The sequence below is a fragment of the Streptomyces dioscori genome (assembly GCF_003024195.1).
Taxonomy (GTDB): Bacteria; Actinomycetota; Actinomycetes; order Streptomycetales; family Streptomycetaceae; genus Streptomyces; species Streptomyces dioscori.
The window spans coordinates 690356-704438 of sequence record NZ_KZ679039.1; the positions used below are offsets into that span (position 1 = coordinate 690356).

The window sequence follows — 14083 nt, forward strand, 5'->3', positions numbered from 1 at the left end:
GTGCGGGAGTGGCGCCGTACGGAGTCGCGTCGTACGGGAGGCGTGGAGGCCGGAGCGTGGCGCCGTCAGCACAGGGTCACCGCCTCGCCCGGACCCTCCGGCCAGGCCGTGAGGGGGGAGAAGCCCCGGTGCCCGCACTCTCCGAAGACCGTCACCGGAGCGCCGCCGGAGAGGGCGACCAGACGCCACAGACCGGAGCGGGACCGGGCGGCGGGAGTGAGCGGCAGGGCGAACTCCCCGTCGGCGTCCGCCAGCTGCCAGTCGTCGCCGTCCGGAGTCGGTATGACGCGGGCCAGTGTCACGGGCCGCGATGAGAGCCACGGGTCGTCCCGGAGCGCCTCGCCGTACCGGGCGACGGCCCGCGCCACATCCACCCCGGGCGGCCGGAACTCCGTGGGCGCCGGAGCGGCGAACCGCTCGCCCAGTGCCGCCCGCAACTGCCCCGCACCCGGATACGCGGACAGCTCCGCCTCCAGCGAGAGCCCGACGGGCAAGGTCAGCTCCGGTGCGCGCCCGGCGGCCCCGTAGGAAAGGAGCAGTGCGGTGCGCCCCGACTCGGTCCCGTACAGCCAGATGCGACGGGTGGTGAGGCGGCTGTCCGCGGTGTCGTACTGGGCCAGGACCAGCCATCGGTCGCGCACCGGCGGACCGTCCGCCGAGCCGGGCAGTCCGATCCGGTAACGGACCGTCGCGGCCAGCGCGTCGGGCAGCGCGGCACGGCGCAGCCACCCCTGGTCGAGGAGGTGGAGCAGCGCGCACTCCTCCAGCAGCCGCACGGGCCAGCCGGGCCCCGACGACGGTATGGCCCCCAACTCCCGCACCCGCGCGGCGAGTCCCGGTGCCTGCGCGTCGACCATGCGGGCCGCCGTCTCCTCCCACAGCCCGTACCCCCGCTGTTCCGCCGAGGCCAGGCCGCCCCGCAGCAGATCGGTCAGCCGCTGCTCCAGCTCCGACGCCCCCGCGGTGATCGCCTCGGCCCGCCGCTCCGCCCTGCGCCGCGCCGCCTCCGGATCACCCGCGGACGCCGAACCGGCCGCGTCCTCCGCCCGCTTGTCGTCCGCGCGCTTCCTCCTGCCCTCGATCCACTCGTCCGCCCAGTCCGGCGCCTGCCCCCGCGGCACCGCGCCGTCCTCGCCGGCCCAGAGCAGCAGCAGCCCCAGCGCGTGCTTGCACGGGAACTTGCGGCTCGGGCAACTGCACTTGTACGCGGGCCCGGTGGAGTCCGCGATGTCGATCACCGTCCGGTACGGCTTGCTGCCGCTTCCCTTGCACAGACCCCATACCGTCCCCTCCTCGGAACTGCCCGCCTCCGACCACGGCCCGGCCGCGCCGAGCTTGCTGCCCGCCTTGCGTGACGCGGTGTCAGGCGCCAGTGCCAGCACCTGATCCGCAGTCCAGCGCACCCCCTGCTGAGTCATGAGTCCGAAGGTAGATCCCACCACTGACAATCGCCTGTGACGGAGACGTTTGCGCAGGTCAGGGCCGATTGTCAGTGGCGTGGTGCACGGTGGTACCAGATCCGAACCGGCCGAGCCGCAAGGGGGACCGCTCCATGTCCGTGTCCGTCGACCCGACGTCCGTCGACCCGAACCACCACCAGTCCGAAGGCGTGCCCGCGCCCGCGGCCGTCTCCGCGCCGGACAAGGGCGAGGAGCTGCGGCCGCACGCCGAGGACGCGTTCGCCTCCGAACTCGCCGCGCTGGCCGCGCAGGACGACCGTCCGCGGCCCGCCCGCTGGCGGATGTCACCGTGGGCCGTCGCGACCTACCTGCTGGGCGGCACGCTGCCGGACGGCACGGTGATCACGCCGAAGTACGTGGGACCGCGCCGTATCGTCGAAGTGGCCGTGACCACGCTCGCCACCGACCGGGCGCTGCTCCTGCTCGGCGTGCCCGGCACGGCGAAGACCTGGGTGTCCGAGCATCTGGCCGCGGCGGTCAGCGGCGACTCGACCCTTCTCGTGCAGGGCACGGCCGGCACACCGGAGGAGGCCATCCGGTACGGCTGGAACTACGCGCAGCTGCTCGCGCACGGACCCAGCCGGGACGCGCTGGTGCCCAGCCCGGTCATGCGGGCCATGGCCGAGGGGATGACGGCCCGGGTCGAGGAGCTGACCCGTATCCCCGCCGACGTACAGGACACGCTCATCACGATCCTGTCGGAGAAGAACCTGCCCATCCCGGAGCTGGGCTCGGAGGTGCAGGCCGTCCGGGGCTTCAACCTCATCGCGACGGCCAACGACCGCGACCGCGGGGTGAACGACCTGTCGAGCGCCCTGCGCCGCCGTTTCAACACGGTGGTCCTGCCCCTGCCGGAGAGCGCCGACGCCGAGGTCGACATCGTCTCGCGCCGGGTCGACCAGATCGGCCGCTCCCTGGACCTGCCCGCGGTGCCCGACGGCATCGACGAGATCCGCCGCGTCGTCACCGTCTTCCGCGAACTGCGCGACGGCATCACGGCCGACGGGCGTACGAAGCTCAAGTCGCCCAGCGGCACGCTGTCCACCGCCGAGGCGATCTCCGTCGTCACCAGCGGCCTCGCTCTGGCCGCCCACTTCGGGGACGGCGTCCTGCGCGCCCCGGACGTGGCCGCGGGCATCCTCGGCGCCGTTGTCCGCGACCCGGCGGCCGACCGTGTCATCTGGCAGGAGTACCTGGAGGCGGTCGTCCGTGAGCGCGACGGCTGGAAGGACTTCTACCGGGCGTGCCGGGAGGTGAGCGCGTGAGCGAGCACGCCGAGAGGAGCGAGGCCGGGGTCCGCCGGCCGCCCGGACCTCTGCTGCTCGGGGTGCGCCACCATGGGCCCGGCTCGGCGCGGGCCGTACGGGCGGCACTCGACGCGGCGAACCCGCGCGTGGTGCTCCTCGAAGGGCCGCCGGAGGCGGACGCGTTGATCGCGCTCGCCGCCGAGGAGGACATGCGGCCGCCCGTCGCGCTCCTCGCGCATGTGGTGGACGAGCCGGGGCGGTCGGCGTTCTGGCCGCTCGCCGAGTTCTCACCGGAGTGGGTGGCCATCCGCTGGGCCCTGGAGCACGAGGTACCGGCCCGCTTCATCGACCTCCCGGCCACCCACACGCTCGCCCGGGAGGAGAAGGAAGAAGAGGAGGAGAAGGAAGAGGTGGGGGAGGGCGAGGGGGAGCCGGACGGGGCGCTTTCCGAACCCGCCCGGGCCGTGCGGATCGACCCGCTCGCCGTGCTCGCCGAGACCGCCGGATACGACGACCCCGAGCGCTGGTGGGAGGACGTGATCGAGCACCGGGGGACACCGGGAATCGAGCACCGGGGGACACGGGGAATCGAGCACCGGGGCGCGCGCGGAGAGGACGCGTTCGCACCGTTCGAAGTGCTCGGCGAGGCCATGGAGGCGCTGCGGGAGGTCTACGGGGCGGGGGGACACGACCGGGATCTCGTCCGCGAGGCGTACATGCGGCTCCAGGTCCGGGCGGCCCAGCGGGAGTTCGGGGACGACGTTGCCGTGGTGTGCGGCGCCTGGCACGTGCCCGCGCTGCGGCAGCGGACCACCGTCGCCGCCGACCGGGCGCTGCTCAAGGGACTGCCCAAGGTGAAGGCCGACATGACCTGGGTGCCCTGGACCCACCGACGGCTCTCCCGCACGAGTGGGTACGGAGCGGGCATTGACTCGCCCGGCTGGTACGGGCATCTGTTCGCCGCCGCCGACCGGCCCATCGAGCGCTGGATGACGAAGGTGGCCCGGCTGCTGCGGGACGAGGACCGGCCCGTGTCCTCCGCCCACGTCATCGAGGCGGTGCGGCTCGCCGACACGCTCGCGGCGATGCGGGGCCGCCCTCTGCCGGGCCTCACCGAGACCACCGACGCCGTACGGGCCGTGATGTGCGAGGGCTCGGACGTCCCGCTCGCCCTTGTGCACGACCGGCTCGTCGTCGGCGACGCGCTGGGCGAGGTGCCCGCGGCGGCGCCCGCCGTCCCGCTGCAGCGCGACCTCGCCCGGCTCCAGCGACGGCTGCGGCTCAAGCCGGAGGCACAGGACAGGGAGCTGGAGCTCGACCTGCGCAAGGAGACCGACGGCGGACGCAGCAGGTTGCTGCACCGGCTGCGCCTCCTCGGCATCGGGTGGGGAGAGCCGGTCGCGTCACGCGGCAGCACGGGCACGTTCCGGGAGACCTGGCGGCTGCACTGGGAGCCGGAGCTCGCGGTGCGCGTCGCAGAGGCGGGGGTGTGGGGAACGACGGTCATCGCCGCCGCGACCGCCAAGGCCGAGACGGACGCGGTCGGCGCCCGGTCCCTGGCCGACGTCACGGGCCTCGCCGAGCGCTGCCTCCTCGCAGAACTCCCGGACGCCCTCCCCGTGGTCATGCGGATCCTCGCCGACCGGGCCGCCCTGGACGCCGACGTCGGCCATCTCGCCCAGGCGTTGCCCGCCCTCGTCCGCTCCCTGCGCTACGGCGACGTACGGGGCACGGGCACCCAGGCCCTGGCCGAGGTCGCCGCCGGGCTCGCGGAGCGGGTCTTCGTCGGGCTGCCCCCGGCCTGCGCCGCCCTCGACGCGGAGGCGGCCGAGGAGATGCGCGGCCACGTCGACGCGGTGCACGGCGCGGTGGGCCTGCTCGCCGAGGGAGGCGAGGAGGCCGGGGGAGGCGCGGACGACTCCCGGACCGGCATCCGCGGCCGGTGGCACTCCGTGCTGGGCACGCTGTCCGCGCGGGACACCGTTCCGGGCGTCGTGCGGGGGCGGGCCGTCCGGTTGCTGCTGGACGACGGGGAGCTGGAGCAGGAGGAGACGGCCCGGCTCATGGGGCTGGTCCTGTCACCGGGAACCGCACCGGGCGACGCGGCGGCGTGGATCGAGGGGTTCGTCGGCGGGGGATCGGGGGGCGGCATGCTGCTCGTGCACGACGAACGGCTGCTCGGCCTGGTCGACTCCTGGCTGACCGGGGTGCCGGGGGACGCGTTCACCGACGTACTCCCGCTGCTGCGGCGCACCTTCTCGGAGTACGAGCCCGGGGTGCGCCGCACCCTCGGCGAACTGGTCCGGCGGGGGCCGGCGCCGCGCGGGAGCGTCGCGGACACCGTCTCCGGGACACCCGGCTTCGGACCCGGCCTGGACGAGGACCGGGCCGGCGCCGTACTGCCGGTGCTGCGCCTGCTGCTGGGGCTGGACGAGGCCGGCGGCGATGTCGGAGATCGCCGTGATCGCGGTGGTCCAGGCGACAACGACCTTGTGGGGGCGGGCCGATGAGTACGGGAGCGGTGAGCACGGGAGCAGTGAGCATGGGAGCAGTGAACGCGGGAACGGTGAACGCGGGAACGGCAGACCAGGCTGACCGGACCGGGGTGACCGACCGGACCGGGGTGACCAGCCGGACCGGGGTGACCGGCCGGACCGGATCGACCGACCGCGCCGGGGCGAGCGATCAGGCGGGCGCCGCCGACGAGCGGCTCCGGCGCTGGCGGCTCGTGCTGGGCGGGGACGACGCGGACGGTACGGGCTGCGCGCTCACCGGGCAGGACGCCGCGATGGACGGGGCACTCGGCGCGCTGTACGGGAACGGGAAGGGCGGCAGGGCGCGGGCGGGGCAGGAGCGTTCGGCGGGGCTCGGGGCGTCCGCGCCGGCCGTCGCCCGGTGGCTGGGCGACATCCGGACGTACTTCCCGTCCTCCGTCGTCCAGGTCATGCAGCGGGACGCCATCGACCGCCTCGGTCTGTCGACCCTGCTCCTGGAGCCGGAGATGCTGGAGGCCGTGGAAGCCGACGTCCACCTGGTCGGCACCCTGCTGTCGCTGAACAAGGCGATGCCCGAGACGACCAAGGAAACGGCACGGGCGGTCGTGCGCAAGGTGGTCGAGGACCTGGAGAAGCGGCTTGCGACCCGCACCCGGGCGACGCTCACGGGGGCCCTCGACCGCAGTGCGCGGATCAGCAGGCCGCGCCATCAGGACATCGACTGGAACCGCACCATCGCGGCCAACCTCAAGCACTATCTGCCCGAGTACCGCACGATCGTGCCCGAGCGGCTCATCGGCTACGGACGTGCCTCGCAGTCGGTGAAGAAGGAGGTCGTCCTCTGCATCGACCAGTCGGGCTCGATGGCGGCGTCGGTCGTGTACGCGTCGGTGTTCGGCGCGGTCCTCGCCTCGATGCGGTCCATCGACACCCGGCTCGTCGTCTTCGACACGGCGGTCGTCGACCTCACCGACCAGCTCGACGACCCGGTCGACGTCCTCTTCGGCACGCAGCTCGGCGGCGGCACGGACATCAACAGGGCCCTCGCGTACTGCCAGTCGCAGATCACGCGTCCCGCCGAGACCGTGGTCGTGCTCATCAGTGACCTCTACGAAGGCGGCATCCGGAACGAGATGCTGAAGCGGGTCGCCGCGATGAAGGCGTCCGGGGTGCAGTTCGTGACGTTGCTGGCGCTGTCCGACGAGGGGGCCCCGGCGTACGACCGTGAACACGCGGCGGCGTTGGCGGGGCTGGGCGCACCGGCGTTCGCCTGTACGCCCGACCTCTTTCCGGAAGTGATGGCGGCGGCGATCGAGAAGCGCCCGCTGCCGATACCGGACACCGACAGTCCGGCGCGGTAGGAGCGGCAGGGACGACAGGAGCGGCAGGCAGAAGCAAGGACGGAAGAGCGGGCGGGGGAGGGGAACGAGGGAAAAAACGGACATGAGTATCCATCGGTAACAGGGGGCTTGCGCTACCTCGGGAGTCCCGTGCGAGGATCGGCGGGCTTCGGGGGCGTGCAGCCTCGCGGCCGCGCCCCGCCCCGCCGCACTTCATGACGCCGGCGCACCCTGCGCCCCCGCACCGCCCCGTACCCCCCGCTCCGCCCCGTACCCCCGCTCCGTCCTGTACCTCCGCACGGGAGGCTGTGCCCGCCTTGGTCCTGTCAGCCGTACTGCCCGGTACCGCTCTGCGTGTGACGCGCGGAGCGGTGGGGCGGCGTGTGCTGCAAGTGGTCCTGTTGGTGGGCGGGTTGTTCGCGCTGGGTTTCCTCTGCGGGGAGCGGGCCTACGCGGCGGACGGTGTCGTGCCGGCCAAGGAGCCTGCGGGGCTGGTCCGTTCGGTGACGGTTCCCGCCGAGCGTTTGACGGCGGGTGCGCCTCTTGAGCGGCCCGGCAAGCAGTCGCCGGACTCGCACGCGCAATCGCACTCACGGTCCGTGACCGACGAAGTCCACGGTGTCGTACGGCCCGTCGGTGATCTGGTGGATCAGATCGCCGACGGAATGGTCGGCGGGATAACCGACGGGCTGGGCGAGGGAGTCGTCGAGCAGCCGGATCCATCGCAGTGGTGGCCGCCGGTGCCGCAACTCCCCACGCTGCCCGGTGTTCACGAGCTGCCGGAGCTGCCGGAGCTGCCGGAGCTGCCGGAGCTGCCGGAGTCGCCGGTGCTGCCGTTGCCGTTGCCTTTGCCTGCGCTTCCCGGCCAGACCCTCCCGGCCGGTTCGGCGGCGGAGCCGCAGCAGCCCGCCGGGGCGGTTTCGGACCAGCAGCAGCCAGCAGGGAAGCAGCCGAGCGACGAGGGTGACGAGAGCGGCACGGCGGTGTACGGACCGCGGTTCGCCGGTGGCCTCGCGGCGGCCGATGAAGACCTGCGGCATCAGGGGCATGCCGACGGCGCCCGGTACACCCCGGTGACGGGTGTCGTGCAGGCGCCCGTGCACCGGATACCCGACGGTGACCCCGCGGGTGCGTTGGCGCGTCATTCCGCGGTCGACAACGGGTCGCCGCGGCACGGTGACGCGCAGGCCGTCACGTTCAACGAGAGGGCCCGCTTGACGCTGGTGCCCGGCGCCGCCGCGGACGTCACCGCGGCCGGGCCCCGGGACCGGCACCGGGACACTCCGGCGTTCCCCGGCTAGAGCCGGACCCTCCCTCCGCCGAACAGGTCTGTCCGCCTGCCCGGAGAGCGCGCCCGTCCCGGGCGTGGATGTCGGTGCTCGACCCCTCCACCGACTCCCCCTCACCGACTCTCCCCCACCGGCGCGGCGGCGACCCTTCCGGGATCCGGCCCCTCCTCCCCCCCCCGGAACGTGACGCGGACGACGCGGACCTCACACGGACCTCGCGCACACCCCACGCAGACCTCGCGCTGACGTCCCGCAGTCACCCCGAACCAACCCTCGGTATGAGTATGAGAAGGATCTGACGTACGCATGCACAAGAACATCCGCCGTTCCCGCGTCGTAGCCGCCGACGTCTCCGGCGTGTGGCGGGTCAGGTGCGACCCCCGTTCGCCGGCGGTGTCGGCCGCGTCGGCGGCGCGGTGCGCCCGGTGCCGGACTCGGTCGTCCGGTACGTCCAGCCGGTCGTGGACGGTGTCGGCGACAGCGCCACGACACTCGCCTACGGCGTGACGGGCGACATTCGGCCGTTCGCGTACGGCGTGGCCGGTGAGGTGGCCCCGGTGGGGACCGGGACGGCCGGACAGGCCGCTCCCCTCGTGGGCGACCTGGCCGGAACCGTCGGATCCGCCGCCGTCCCCCTGGCCGCGAACGCGGCCGGCGGCGTCCAGGGCATGGCCGAGTCCGTCACGCCGAGCTACCTGCCGCCCGTGCGCGGCGCGGTTCCGCGTACGGCGTCTGACCACCCCCGTCGTACGGCCGAGCCCGGCGGCCGGCCGTACGGCACCCCTCCGGAAGAACCCGGAACCACCTCCGACTCCGCGGGGCGCAGGCCCGTACGGCCGAAATCCGTTCGGTCCGGCCGGGCACGACCCCGCGGTCCGGGCCGGCGGTCCTCATTGGGGTGAGGACCGCCGGCCCACGCCCCTGAAGCCACAATCAGGGGCTGTTCACGGGGCCTCACCAGGTAAACCCCAGCCTGGTGAGGCCCTTCACTCTGGCAATCTGTGACCGTAATCACCGCCCAGGTGTGATCTGCGATTTACGACCCCACCACCGGCGGGGATAACCTGCGAGGCGGACATGCCGCGTGCCGGCCACCGTGCTCACGCCCTCCTTGTGACCGCGCAGTCACGTTGCCCTCGCGGCACGCCCACGCAGACAACGAACCGCGAATTACCTGATAGGGACGGACGCGCGTGGACCTGTTCGAGTACCAGGCGAGGGACCTCTTCGCCAAGCACGGTGTACCGGTGCTGGCCGGTGAAGTCATCGACACGCCTGAAGGGGCGCGCGCGGCGACCGAGCGACTTGGCGGCAAGTCCGTCGTCAAGGCGCAGGTCAAGGTCGGTGGCCGCGGCAAGGCCGGCGGCGTGAAGCTGGCCGCCACCCCGGACGAGGCCGTCGCTCGCGCGACGGACATTCTCGGCATGGACATCAAGGGCCACACGGTCCACAAGGTGATGATCGCCGAGACGGCCCCGGAAATTCTTGAGGAGTACTACGTCTCGTACCTCCTCGACCGCACGAACCGCACCTTCCTCGCCATGGCGTCCGTACAGGGCGGCATGGACATCGAGGAGGTCGCGGAGAAGACCCCCGAGGCCCTCGCGAAGGTCCCGGTCGACGCCGTCGAGGGCGTTTCGATCGAGAAGGCCCGCGAGATCGTGGCCCTGGCGAAGTTCCCGGCCGAGGTGGCCGAGCAGGTCGCCGAGATCCTCGTGACCCTGTGGGAGACCTTCGTCAAGGAGGACGCGCTCCTCCTGGAGGTCAACCCCCTCGCCAAGGTCGCCTCCGGCGCCGTGCTGGCGCTGGACGGGAAGGTCTCCCTGGACGAGAACGCCGAGTTCCGCCAGGCGGACCACGCCGCTCTTGAGGACAAGGAGTCGGCCAACCCGCTGGAGGCCGCCGCCAAGGCGAAGAACCTCAACTACGTCAAGCTCGACGGCGAGGTCGGCATCATCGGCAACGGCGCGGGTCTCGTCATGAGCACCCTCGACGTCGTCGCGTACGCCGGTGAGAACCACGGCGGCGTGAAGCCGGCCAACTTCCTCGACATCGGCGGTGGCGCCTCCGCCGCGGTCATGGCGAACGGCCTGGAGATCATCCTCGGCGACCCGGACGTCAAGTCCGTGTTCGTCAACGTCTTCGGTGGCATCACCGCCTGTGACGAGGTCGCCAACGGCATCGTCCAGGCGCTGCAGCTGCTCGCCGACAAGGGCGAAGAGGTCAGCAAGCCGCTGGTCGTGCGTCTCGACGGCAACAACGCCGAGCTGGGTCGCAAGATCCTCTCCGACGCCAACCACCCGCTGGTGCAGCGCGTGGACACCATGGACGGCGCGGCCGACAAGGCCGCCGAGCTCGCGGCCGCGAAGTAAGGGACGAGGGACAGAACAGCCATGGCTATCTTCCTCAACAAGGACAGCAAGGTCATCGTCCAGGGCATGACCGGCGCCACGGGCATGAAGCACACCAAGCTCATGCTCGCTGACGGCACGAACATCGTCGGCGGCGTGAACCCGCGCAAGGCCGGCACGTCGGTCGACTTCGACGGCACCGACATCCCCGTCTTCGGCACGGTCGCCGAGGCCATCGAGAAGACGGGCGCCAACGTGTCCGTCCTCTTCGTGCCGCCGGCCTTCTCCAAGGCAGCCGTCGTCGAGGCCATCGACGCCGAGATCCCCCTCGCGGTCGTCATCACCGAGGGCATCGCCGTCCACGACTCCGCCGCCTTCTGGGCGTACGCGAAGTCGAAGGGCAACAAGACCCGCATCATCGGCCCGAACTGCCCCGGTCTCATCACCCCGGGCCAGTCCAACGCCGGCATCATCCCGGGCGACATCACGAAGCCGGGCCGTATCGGCCTGGTCTCGAAGTCCGGCACGCTGACGTACCAGATGATGTACGAGCTGCGCGACATCGGCTTCTCGTCGGCCGTCGGCATCGGTGGCGACCCGGTCATCGGTACGACGCACATCGACGCGCTCGCCGCGTTCGAGGCCGACCCCGACACCGACCTGATCGTCATGATCGGTGAGATCGGCGGCGACGCCGAGGAGCGTGCGGCGGACTACATCGCGAAGAACGTGACGAAGCCGGTCGTCGGCTACGTCGCGGGCTTCACCGCGCCCGAGGGCAAGACCATGGGCCACGCCGGCGCCATCGTCTCCGGCTCCTCCGGTACGGCCGCCGCCAAGAAGGAGGCCCTTGAGGCCGCCGGCGTCAAGGTCGGCAAGACGCCGACCGAGACGGCGAAGCTGGCCCGCGCCATCCTCGCCGGCTGACCAGCCGGTTCACCGTTTTCCGGTACGCCGACGGGCCCGCACCCTCAGCAGGGGGTGCGGGCCCGTCCGCGTCGCCGGGGCCCGGCGCTCAGCGGAGCTGCGGCAGCAGCCTCTCCGGGCCCTCACCGAACATGCCGCGCAGTTTGGCGCGCAGCTCCAGGTCCTGGACCGTCAGCGGGGCGGGGCCGGAACGCGGCGGAACTCCGGGCACCTTCGTGGCCGGGGCCTGCGGAGCCTCGTAATGATCGGGAGCCGTGTGCAGCGTGAACGCGGTGGAGCCGATGATCAGGACCGTGAAGGCGATGGCCGCGCGGGTCCAGCGGCGGGCCCGGCGCTCGCTGCCCGAGCGCACGACGACGGGTTTCGGGGCGGTCCGCAGCCGTTCCGTGCCGCCCAGCTCCGTGAGCCGCCGCCGCAGCTCCTCCTTCTCCGCCAGGTCGGGCAGGCGCCGGGCGACGGCCGCGCGCGCGTACATCAGCCGGTTCGCCGCCGCCGGAGTGCTCGCCTCCGTCTCGGCCGCGGTCTCCGCCAGCCCGATCCCGACACCGTCGTGGAGGAGCAGGGTCCGCCGGTACACGGGCGGCAGGTTCAGCAGCGTCGACAACAGCCGGCGGTCGTCCAGGGCGGCCGGCGGCGGCTCCGGGGCCCGGTGGCGCAGCCGCAGCCGATGCCAGGGGGACATCGCGTACTCGTACGCCGCCGCCCGCACCCAGCCCGCCGGATCCCGGTCGACGGCCACCTCGGGCCAGCGCTGCCACGCCAGCTGGAAGGCCCGCTCCACGGACTCCCGCGCCAGCTCCCGCCGCCCGGTGAGCAGATACGCCTGCCGTACGAGGGCCGGGGCGGCGTACGCGTAGAGGGCGTCGAAGGCCTGAGCGGGCGTCAGGGCGTCGTCGGTACCGGCTTCGGTATCGGCCGCCGCCTCGGCCTCGGCACCGGCGTTGGCGTCGGCAGGGGCAGCGGTCCGCGTCACCGGGCACCCTTTCGTACGTAAAAGTACATAAAACGTATATTGAGCGACACATCCGAGGTTCGCCTGTTACGACGGGAAAGCGCGTGTCGTTGGGAGCATGGCGGGTGTGACCCAGATGACCGATCGCAGTTCCGATCGAAGCCCTGATCGCAACTCGGACCGCAACCCGGACCGCAGCCCGTCGTTGCCGCCGCCGCTCGCCCGGCTGCGGGAACGGTCGCCCGGACTGGCCGCGGGCCTGGCCGGCGGCGCGCTCGCGGCGGGCCTCGGGCTGGCGGCGCTCGCCGTCCTCGTGACGGTCCTGTGGATCAGTTCGCCCTACCCGGACAGCGGTCCCGACGGGGCCCTGCATGTCGCCGCCGCGCTGTGGCTGCTGGCGCACGGCGCCGAACTCGTCCGCACGGACACGTTGTCCGGCGTACCCGCGCCCATTGGTGTGACGCCGTTGCTCCTCGTCGCCCTGCCGGTGTGGCTGCTGCACCGCGCGGCGCGCGACGCGGCGGACGGCAAACCGGCCGACGGCGACGGCGACAGTGACGGCGACGGGTCCGGGGCGCGGTCGCCCGCCGTTCGCACGGCGTGGGCCGGAACCGTCTTGGGCTACCTGACGGTCGGCGCCGCCGCCGCGGTGTACGCCTCGGGCGGTGAACCGAGCCCGTCGTGGGCGTCCGTCGTCGTGGTGCCGCCGCTGCTCGTGGCGACGGCGGCGGGAGCCGGCGTCCGGACGGCGTACGGGCGGCTGCCCGGGCCGCTGCCACGGGCGCTGCGCCAGGCTCTCGACACCCTTCAACTCGGATCCGTCATGTCCTCGGACGCCCGGGCGCGGCTCCTGGCCGCCGCTCGCGCCGCCGCCGCCGGGGCCGCGGCGCTCGTGGGCGGCGGGGCCGTCCTGGTCGGGGTCTCGCTCGTGTGGCACGGAGGCCCGGCGCGGCTGTCGTTCCTGCAGCTCACGGACAGCTGGTCGGGCCGGTTCGCGGTGCTGCTGCTGGCGCTCGCACTCATCCCGAACGCGGCGGTGTGGGGGGCCGCGTACGCGCTCGGTCCCGGTTTCGCGCTCGGGGCCGGGCATACGGCGGGGCCGTTGTTGTCGGACCCCGGCTCGCGGCTGCCCCCCTTCCCCCTGCTGGCGGCCCTTCCGGACGCCGGTCCGGGAACGGCGCCGAACTGGGCCGCGGCGGCCGTGCCCCTGGTGGCCGGTGCGGTGGTGGCGTGGTTCACGGTGCGGGCGGGGGTGCCGGGGCGCACCCGTACGGGCGGGGGAGAGGACGCGGCCTCGGTGGCCGCCCGGCGCGCGGCGGCGTGGTCGGCCGGACGTACCGCCGGGGCCCTGGCGCTCGCGGCGGCCCTGTGCGGCCTGGCGCTCGCGGTCCTCGCGGCCCTGGCGGGCGGGCCCCTCGGGGTGGCCGCGCTCGCCGACTTCGGCCCCGTCTGGTGGCAGACGGGTCCGGCCGCCGCGCTCTGGATCGCGACGGTGGGCCTGCCGACGGGCCTGACCCTGCGCCTCTGGCGCCTGCGCGCACCCCGGCCCCCTCGGGCCCGCGCCACGGACTCGGACGGCCTCCGGTCCCGGCCGCGCCGAGCAGGGGCTTTCCGGCTACGTGGCTGGGGGGTACGGGGCTCCGGTGTACGGGGCCTGTGGGCTCGGCGCACACGGGACCCCGAACCGTCCGCCGCCGGACAGGCGCCCCAGGGACAGCCCACCGCGGAGCGGGCGACCGGGGAGCACTCGATCTACGAGTTCCTGGTCCACGAGCCTCCGACAGCTCCGACACCCCCGACAGCTCCGACACCTCCGACACCTCAGATGGGCGGGTCTCCGAGCCCGGCGACTCCGGTGAGCGGGGCTTCGAGCCCGGCGGCTCGGGTGGAGGGCGCTCGGAGTCAGGCGTCTCCGGTCGAGGGGCCTCCCGGCCCGCCGACTCCGGTGAGCGAGTTTCCCGGCACGCCGGTTCCGGTGAGCGAGTTTCCCGGCACGCCGGTTCCGGTGAGCGGGTCTTCCGG

At 73.3% G+C, this 14083-nt stretch carries 9 protein-coding genes and 1 pseudogene; 8 read left to right on the forward strand and 2 right to left on the reverse strand.

All coding sequences use genetic code 11. The annotated features are described in order from the left end of the window. Positions 1 to 65 precede the first annotated feature (65 nt). Positions 66 to 1418 carry an SWIM zinc finger family protein gene (locus C6Y14_RS07650; RefSeq protein WP_107015722.1) on the reverse strand — a complete coding sequence of 451 codons (1353 nt, stop codon included), beginning with the start codon at positions 1416 to 1418 and terminating at the stop codon, positions 66 to 68. A 134-nt stretch (positions 1419 to 1552) separates the two neighbouring features. Between C6Y14_RS07650 and C6Y14_RS07655 the strand changes: the two genes are divergently transcribed. From C6Y14_RS07655 to sucD, 7 genes are all read left to right on the forward strand, one after another. After that, the gene (locus tag C6Y14_RS07655) at positions 1553 to 2725 is read left to right on the forward strand and encodes an ATP-binding protein (RefSeq protein ID WP_107015723.1); all 1173 of its coding nucleotides are present in this window, start codon (positions 1553 to 1555) and stop codon (positions 2723 to 2725) included. Next, entirely contained in the window at positions 2722 to 5217 is a 2496-nt protein-coding gene (locus tag C6Y14_RS07660) for a DUF5682 family protein (RefSeq protein WP_107015724.1), read from the forward strand. The genes C6Y14_RS07655 and C6Y14_RS07660 overlap by 4 nt, the downstream gene beginning before the upstream one ends. A gap of 32 nt (positions 5218 to 5249) precedes the next feature. Then, positions 5250 to 6563, forward strand: coding sequence for a VWA domain-containing protein (locus C6Y14_RS07665; protein WP_225890947.1), 1314 nt, complete (start codon positions 5250 to 5252; stop codon positions 6561 to 6563). Between the two features lie 362 nt (positions 6564 to 6925). Beyond that, positions 6926 to 7843: a hypothetical protein gene (locus C6Y14_RS43980; RefSeq protein ID WP_159074190.1), complete on the forward strand. Its 918-nt coding sequence runs from the start codon at positions 6926 to 6928 to the stop codon at positions 7841 to 7843. 359 nt (positions 7844 to 8202) lie between these two features. Further along, a complete protein-coding gene (locus C6Y14_RS07680; RefSeq protein WP_107015727.1) occupies positions 8203 to 8733 on the forward strand; it encodes a hypothetical protein in 531 nt (176 codons plus the stop codon). A gap of 291 nt (positions 8734 to 9024) precedes the next feature. Next, on the forward strand, positions 9025 to 10203 hold the full coding sequence (sucC, locus tag C6Y14_RS07685; protein ID WP_107015728.1) for an ADP-forming succinate--CoA ligase subunit beta: 1179 nt from the start codon (positions 9025 to 9027) through the stop codon (positions 10201 to 10203). Between the two features lie 21 nt (positions 10204 to 10224). Further along, positions 10225 to 11109, forward strand: a complete 885-nt coding sequence (gene sucD / locus C6Y14_RS07690) for a succinate--CoA ligase subunit alpha (protein WP_107015729.1) — start codon at positions 10225 to 10227, stop codon at positions 11107 to 11109. Positions 11110 to 11197: 88 nt separating this feature from the next. Here sucD and C6Y14_RS07695 read toward each other — a convergent pair whose 3' ends face one another. Then, positions 11198 to 12082 (reverse strand): SigE family RNA polymerase sigma factor, encoded by an 885-nt coding sequence (locus C6Y14_RS07695; protein ID WP_225890948.1) that lies wholly within the window; start codon positions 12080 to 12082, stop codon positions 11198 to 11200. A 97-nt stretch (positions 12083 to 12179) separates the two neighbouring features. On the opposite strand from C6Y14_RS07695, the pseudogene C6Y14_RS46015 reads away from it, so the two are divergent. Further along, positions 12180 to 13664: pseudogene (locus C6Y14_RS46015) on the forward strand (cell division protein PerM); the annotation flags it as partial. Positions 13665 to 14083 lie beyond the last annotated feature (419 nt).